Annotated in this window: 4 protein-coding genes; 3 read left to right on the top strand and 1 reads right to left on the bottom strand. The window is 37.5% G+C overall.

Translation table 11 applies throughout. The annotated features are described in order from the left end of the window. The first annotated feature begins 979 nt into the window (after positions 1 to 979). The 3 genes from hisD (at position 980) to F6K22_RS25575 (ending at position 5,488) form a co-directional block, all read left to right on the top strand. Positions 980 to 2,344: a histidinol dehydrogenase gene (hisD, locus tag F6K22_RS25585; RefSeq protein ID WP_293104495.1), complete on the top strand. Its 1,365-nt coding sequence runs from the start codon at positions 980 to 982 to the stop codon at positions 2,342 to 2,344. 681 nt (positions 2,345 to 3,025) lie between these two features. Beyond that, complete coding sequence (locus tag F6K22_RS25580; protein ID WP_293104492.1) at positions 3,026 to 3,451, top strand: universal stress protein; 426 nt, start codon at positions 3,026 to 3,028, stop codon at positions 3,449 to 3,451. 1,461 nt (positions 3,452 to 4,912) lie between these two features. Next, positions 4,913 to 5,488 (top strand): DUF3747 domain-containing protein, encoded by a 576-nt coding sequence (locus F6K22_RS25575; RefSeq protein ID WP_293104489.1) that lies wholly within the window; start codon positions 4,913 to 4,915, stop codon positions 5,486 to 5,488. A 377-nt stretch (positions 5,489 to 5,865) separates the two neighbouring features. On the opposite strand, the gene F6K22_RS25570 is transcribed toward F6K22_RS25575, so the two are convergent. Beyond that, a complete protein-coding gene (locus tag F6K22_RS25570) occupies positions 5,866 to 6,759 on the bottom strand; it encodes an alpha/beta fold hydrolase (RefSeq protein ID WP_293104486.1) in 894 nt (297 codons plus the stop codon). Between the last annotated feature and the right edge of the window lie 360 nt (positions 6,760 to 7,119).

Below are 7,119 nucleotides of genomic sequence, written 5' to 3'. Positions count from 1 at the left end.
AAGATTGTTGTTGGGTTTCGTCCCTCAACCCAACCTACTAGACTGACACAGCTAAAACTGTGCAATAGATTTTTGTATATAGATGTCTTTTTCTCCCCACCCCCCCCACACTCCCCACACTTCCCACCCTCCCCATCTAATGCACCATTTAAGGTGTGTCGGTCCACTACTCGATTGTTTCATCTAAAAATGTGCATTAGAAAATGTGGGGGTGGAGGAATGTAATGACGGGGTGATGGGGTGATTGTCAAAAAGGCTAATGCACCATTTAAGGTGTGTCGGTCCACTAAAAGCTTGGCAATATTTTAGCTGTGCGACACCAGTAGGTAGGGGGACAAATCTTATGGGTTACTATCTTAGCTGATACCAAATCTGCCACTCAAAAGGTACAAGGTACTTTTTTGAATCCTCTTTAACCCTCTACCCATATCCCCTACACCTCATCTACTTAATTTATACAATTAGTCCAGGATGGCGCAAATAACCGACAAGTCACAAAATCTTCAAACCCTCCTTGGTAATCAATACTTTTAACTTTTGACTTCCCCATAGTGGCACTAGCTATTTATTTGTAACATTATTTAATGACTTTGGTATGATTTGGCATTTCCATCGGAATTGAAATACCCCGCTAAACCCACTTTTTCCCTAAACCTAGCTCTATGGGGGGTGTTCTGCTGACATTAAGATACTTTCAACATTCATGTCACAAAGTATTAAAGATGCCAGTGTTGCGACTTCACGCTATAACAAAGAGTAATGGGTAATTTGGAAACTGAGAGAATTGTTTGACTTTTGCCCCTAGATCAAATCAGGGTCATTACAAGACAATTGGCGATGAGTAAGCATTTTATTTCTAACTTATCACTGTTTAACATTATATAGATATAGTCTTAATGTTGATCGAACTCTTTTGTTTCTGAAACTACCCTCGCGCATCGCGAACTTTATTTAGTTTTAGTTGGCATTCCTAATCTCTATGCTGCGAATAATTACTCAGTGGGTTGAGGCACAAGCTGAATTAAAACGCATCACAGAGCGTACCCACGATGATATGGCTATTCATAAAGAAACAACGGTGCGAGAAATTTTGCGCTCCGTTAGAGAAAAAGGTGATGAAGCTCTGTTACACTATACTTCTGAGTTTGACCATATCACTTTGACTCCAGAAGAGTTAAAGGTGGGTGGTTCAGAATTAGATGCGGCTTATCAGCAAGTAAATAAGGACTTATTAAGTTCAATTCGTTTGGCTGCTAAACAGATAGAAGCTTTTCACCGACAACGAGTTCCTAAGTCCTGGGTGCAGTTTGGTGATGATGAGGTGGTCTTGGGCAAACGCTATACTCCTGTTGATAGAGCTGGACTTTATGTTCCTGGTGGTCAGGCTGCTTATCCGAGTACAGTTCTGATGAATGCTATTCCTGCTAAAGTGGCTAAAGTCCCCAAGATTGTTATGGTGACACCACCTGCTCAAGGAAAAAAAATTAATCCTGCTGTACTTGTGGCTGCTCAAGAAGCAGGTATTCAAGACATTTATCGAATCGGAGGGGCCCAGGCAATAGGTTCTCTGGCTTATGGTACTGAGACTATCCCAAAAGTGGATGTGATTACTGGGCCTGGTAATATCTATGTAACTTTGGCCAAGAAAATTGTTTATGGTACAGTAGGTATTGATTCTTTGGCTGGACCTTCAGAGGTACTGATTATTGCAGATTCTCAGGCTAACCCGGTTCATCTGGCAGCAGATATGTTGGCTCAAGCAGAACATGACTCTTTGGCTGCTGCTATTTTATTGACTACAGATTCAGCACTAGCACGTCAGGTGGTGGTAGAGGTGGAACGACAACTCCAGGATCATCCACGTCGCACTTTGACAGAAAAGGCGATCGCCCATTATGGTTTGGTGGTGGTGGTTGAATCTCTGAAAGCTGCTGCTGAACTTTCTAATCAATTTGCTCCAGAACACTTGGAATTAGAAGTTTCAGATCCTTGGGATATATTGGAAAATATTCGCCATGCTGGTGCTATTTTCCTTGGTTATTCAACTCCAGAAGCTGTGGGAGACTATTTAGCAGGGCCAAATCACACTTTGCCGACTTCTGGCGCTGCTCGTTATGCTTCGGCATTAGGGGTAGAAACTTTTATGAAGCATTCTAGTTTGGTTCAATATTCTCCTAATGCTTTGCAAAAGGTTGCTTCTGCTATTGATGTATTGGCTACTGCTGAGGGTTTGCCTTCTCATGCTAACTCAGTGAGACTGAGGACGAAAGTTCAGGAGCAGGAACAACAAGAGTGGGTAAAAAAAGAAACAACTAGTCAGGAAAATGATGGTAAAAATTTATAAATGATGCCAGGTGACTCCCGTTAGAATCTTTAGATCGCGGGAGAATATGTCAGTCAAATATAGTATTTTCAAGCAAGTTTGAAGCTGGTGATACCCTAAGGTTACTTGGATGTTAATGCCAGTATCAAGGTTGTTCATTAATTGATAATGGATAATTACCTCAAGGAAAACCGTAACGGAATTAAATATAAGGAAATATTATTTTTTCTTGGTCGATTGGATATGGCGAGGTTCCCTCGTCATCCCATCCTTACGGAAAGCTCCGCAATTCAAGTCGCTGCGCTTTCCGAACGCTTTTTCTCCTTAAAAGGAGAGACTTTAAACCTTTGGGGATTAATTATCAATTATCAATTATCCATTATCCATTGTAAAGTTGGCTTTTGGCTCCTGCGGTAGAAAGTCTGTCTGACCAAGGTAGTCCTGACAGTTTGGAGTGATGCAGGAAATAAACATTAAAATTTTGCTTTATTAAGTTTTTTCTAAGTTTTATAGAGCAGATTAATTGCAACTGAATTCACTCAAAGTTTACTGGGTTTCTCTTGAGAAACCTCAATTTTATATTTCTTTTCTCTAATACCAATTTAATAAAATAATGTGACAAAACTGTGTTTAGAGGGCACACAGAACATGGAATAGTGATTGGTAGCAAATATTTGTCCAAATGGTAGAATACTCTTTTATATGGCCTTTAAAACAATTATTGTCGCTCTTAATAATTCACAGTCAGACTTAGAGACAGTTATTCAAGCATTGACAGAATTTCACTTAACATCAGAAACGAGAGTGATTTTATCTCATGTGGTTGCTATGGAAAAATCTGATTTGGAAGTAGATAAACCTCAGTCTGATAGGGAAAAAATTTTTCTTGGGGAATTTGAAAAGCAGCTAAAATTATACCAAGAAAAGCTTCCTTGTACAACTGAAGTAGAGGTTGTTATTGGCGATCCGACTGAAGAAATTGTGCGCTTATCTAATATTTATAGTGCAGATTTAATTGTGATTGGTAGTCGTGGATTAAAAGGTATAAATCGGATTTTACAGGGGTCTGTCAGTAGTCAGGTTATTGCTGAGGCAAACTGCTCAGTGTTTGTGGTCAAACAGAGATAAGTTACTAATTTTTTCTAAGTATGGCTTCCTGAATAATTCTGAAACCTTAATTCACTAAAGTTTTGAAAATAATTCTTGATTAATCTCTTGGTAAGTTAGAAGTTTAATCTTTCAAAACTAATCCAGAAGTTGAATTATTCTGCTGAAAGATTTTACTCCTCTTAAACTTCAAAAATATTCTTGCCTATTGTCTATTGTCTCTTGTCTCTCGGAACCAAAAAATTATTCAGCAGCTCCTAAGTAGAAAAATATTGTTAGCTGTTAATTGTTTGAAAGGATTCATATTTGATACTAAATCTAGTTGACATGAATTAGTTATGAAGAGAGACCACCGGAAGTAATATCATATTCGGTGAAAAACTTACACTTTAGTGAATAGAAGCCAGAATGGAGAAGGCAAAAGGCAGCAAGGTAAAGGTTTGCAGCAAGGTTGCCAGGAAAAAGGTTTTTGAACACTAATTATCCAGAGTTAATATCAGGCATATATAAATTTTTTTGTAGTAGAAAAAACAAAGCTCTCTTCTGGTAATTTATTGGGCAGTTATATATAGCGTTGTCAAATTATCTGTAAAATTAGATTTCCATATTTTCAATCACACAAATCTCTGATTTATCTTCATTTTTTCCTATTCTTTGTTACCGAATAATTAAGGTCTAAAGTCTCTCCTTTTAAGGAAAAAAAAGCGGTCGTTTAGCTAGCGCACAACTTCGCACTTGGGCTATCGCCGACATGAAAAGCGGAGCTTGGAGTAGGATGGGATGGCGTTTCGCTGCGCGACATGAAAAGCGGAGTGGCTCTGCACTCTTCGGGAAACCTCGCCATATCCAATCGACCAAGAGAAGAAAAAAAACATTTTGGTCAATCCTCTTTTTTTAAGGAGAGCTAATTATTAATTATTGAACTATTCCCTCAAGTATTTAATTCTCTATTCACATTTCAAATGTCAACTCTGTATGAAGGTATGAAGTGGAAATTTGAATAATTATCAATTACTGAAAATCGGAAATAAACTAGACTAATCCTATTTTTTCTATGTCAAATAAATCATAATTTCACATAAAAACAAATTTTAATATCTAAATCTCAAAGACTGAGAAACTCAAAAAAAAATACGTAAGCATTCAGCACATCGCGTATCAGCTATCAGCTTCCGAAACAAATATACATTTCCCACAACACAATTATTGTATGGGTTGACAACTCAAAATAGTTGTTTTTGTATTTCAATTTATGGCTTGAAAATGTGCTATAAATTAAAGGAATAATTGCTTGATTCATTAAAGAGCTGAGAGCTGACTGCTAAATAGCTGAATGCTTACAAAAATACAAAATTTTATCTAACTAAGAGAATTTGGGCTAGATAAGATTTGACAAATACCAGCATAAGTATGAAAATAAATTCTAAAATTTCCTAAAATTTATATTATTGAAGTTATATAAAATCAGACTAAACAAGACAGATGAAAACTTTCTTCAACCAGTCTATAGCTGCACTTACAACTTTAGGGTTATTGACTTTATCTTTTATTGTTCCAGCAAAGGCAAATTTCTTTGACCAAAAAGAAGTTGAGCAGTCTAGATACATTGCAATTGCAGTCCCCCGTGCTTTTGGGCCACAATTGCTCATCTTGGAACAAAAAACCGATGCAAGAGAATGCTGGAGTGAAAGTGGCGATCGCCCTACCTTGGTCGATCCCCTGTTACTAAATTTCGATTTTACAGGTATTTGTGGGCGTGCTACCGACAGTAATGGTTATTCTATCCGAATGGCAGGTACGGATCTAGCTCTTGACTATGCTCTCTCTTTACAAATGAGTGGGGGTGATATACGACTGATGGGTATTTCTCGTGTTGATTCTAATGCACCACGACTACTCATTGGTAGAACTTATGGTTTGGCAAATGGATTTACTAAGATTGTTCTTGAACCTGGGTGGCGGTTTGCTAAAAGAAGTTATCAGGGTAAAGAGTTAGGGCATATATATGTTACTACTGACTGGATGCCAACAGAGTTAGAAAGCTATAATCCCCAATAGACATCTCCGGAAACTAAATTTTTAGCCAAGGATTACAAAGGTTTGAAATTAATTATCGGATAGGTTGATACAGATGTATCAAAATTAATTGAAATTTAAAAAAGCGGTCATTAAAAATGACCGCTTTTTAATTGTCCTCAACACCACTTAAAAATATTCAAAAAGTAAATGACACAAAGATAGTGTCTTGATTTCACTAGAGATTTTTAACAGAATTTTTTTCAGAAAGAGCATCGACGACTGGCCGTGTTTCGTCTCGATGCTCTCGCTGATTCGCTCCTCACACGGTAGATAGTCTAACTTACTAGACTCGTTTTGTCACTACTTTCAGGAATTTTTTTTTGATAAATTTTGAAAGTCTTGCCTACTCGTGAGTTTCACTGTTGGGCGAGCCAATCTAAAATCAAAGAGTTAACTATTGTGGGTCTTTCATCGTGGGCACAATGACCTGTATTTGGTATTGGTTTAAATTGAATAGATCCACCTTTGTCCGCTAAGTCTTGATAAATTTTTGCACCAGATATTGGTGTCCAAGGGTCGTTTTCTCCCCAGATTACTAATAGTGGTGCTTTAATTTTGGGTAATAATTCTGAGGGATGAGGTCCAGCAGGTGCAGTGAGAATTGAAGCAAAAACTTTTTGCGCTCCAGCATCGCAGGAGGGACGATGGATTATTTCTACTAATTCTTCTGTGACGGCTTCTTTATTGATATAGACTTGTTTGAGAGTGTTGCGAATACGATGTTTTTGACGGACTTGGTTAAAAATAAATGGTCCGAAAGCTGGGGAGCTGACTAATTTGGTAAAGGTTCCCATGATGAATCTCAGTGGCGGATTTAATTCTTGAGGTCTATGGTTTAAGCCTCCTGCACAGTTGATGAGAATTCCTCCTCTAGAAATTTCTGGGTGGTCTACAAGTATCATTAGGCTCAGTAATCCGCCTATGGAGTTGCCAACAAATATGGTGGGTTTTTGGATATGTTCACTCCAAAAGTCGTATAATAATTCTTGCCAAAGTTTAAGATTGTAATTTATGGGTGGCTTAGAAGATGCTCCAAATCCCAGTAAGTCTAGGGCAAATACTTGATAGCCCCCCGCAGCGAGGGTAGGGATATTATTACGCCAGTGACCTATACAACCTCCAAAACCATGGATTAAGACTAAGGGTTGTCCAGCTCCCATGACAGTATATTGGATTTGGTGGCTTTTCCAGCTCCAGGTATACTGGTCTAGCTGATTTTTTAAAGTTGGGTTTGCTGTAATTCCGTTCATTTTATAAATTTTTGTAAAGCTCCATAATTATCATAATAGAAATATTGACAAAATTAGGTCTATCTAGAATGGAAGAGTCTAGGATTATTGCAGAAGCTATCTTCTCTATATGCTACTTATAAAAATGGTAATTAACTGTTAAGTTGACTGAGAAATTTTGAGTTTTATGAACTAGCTAATTCCTGTGGAAGTAGATTTAATATTTCAACTAAATTTCCCTCTCTTAAGGATTTAACTGCTCACCATAATCTAGGGAAAGCTTAAATTTTTACAACTTCCTTTTCATCCACAGAAACAGAAATTTAATCACCCTAAATAAAAATGGTAATTAACTGTTAAGTTGACTGAGAAATTTTGAGT

Origin of the sequence: Okeania sp. SIO2F4 (assembly GCF_010672385.1) — a bacterium.
Classification (GTDB): Bacteria; Cyanobacteriota; Cyanobacteriia; order Cyanobacteriales; family Microcoleaceae; genus Trichodesmium.
The sequence above is the reverse complement of the archived record's forward strand: the minus strand, read 5'-3'. Positions and strand labels throughout refer to the sequence as shown.

Bases quoted from the DNA above. Each gene is read 5' to 3' on its own strand.
- hisD (WP_293104495.1), top strand. From the start codon at position 980: ATGCTGCGAATAATTACTCAGTGGGTTGAGGCACAAGCTGAATTAAAA.
- F6K22_RS25580 (WP_293104492.1), top strand. From the start codon at position 3,026: ATGGCCTTTAAAACAATTATTGTCGCTCTTAATAATTCACAGTCAGAC.
- F6K22_RS25575 (WP_293104489.1), top strand. From the start codon at position 4,913: ATGAAAACTTTCTTCAACCAGTCTATAGCTGCACTTACAACTTTAGGG.
- F6K22_RS25570 (WP_293104486.1), bottom strand. From the start codon at position 6,759: ATGAACGGAATTACAGCAAACCCAACTTTAAAAAATCAGCTAGACCAG.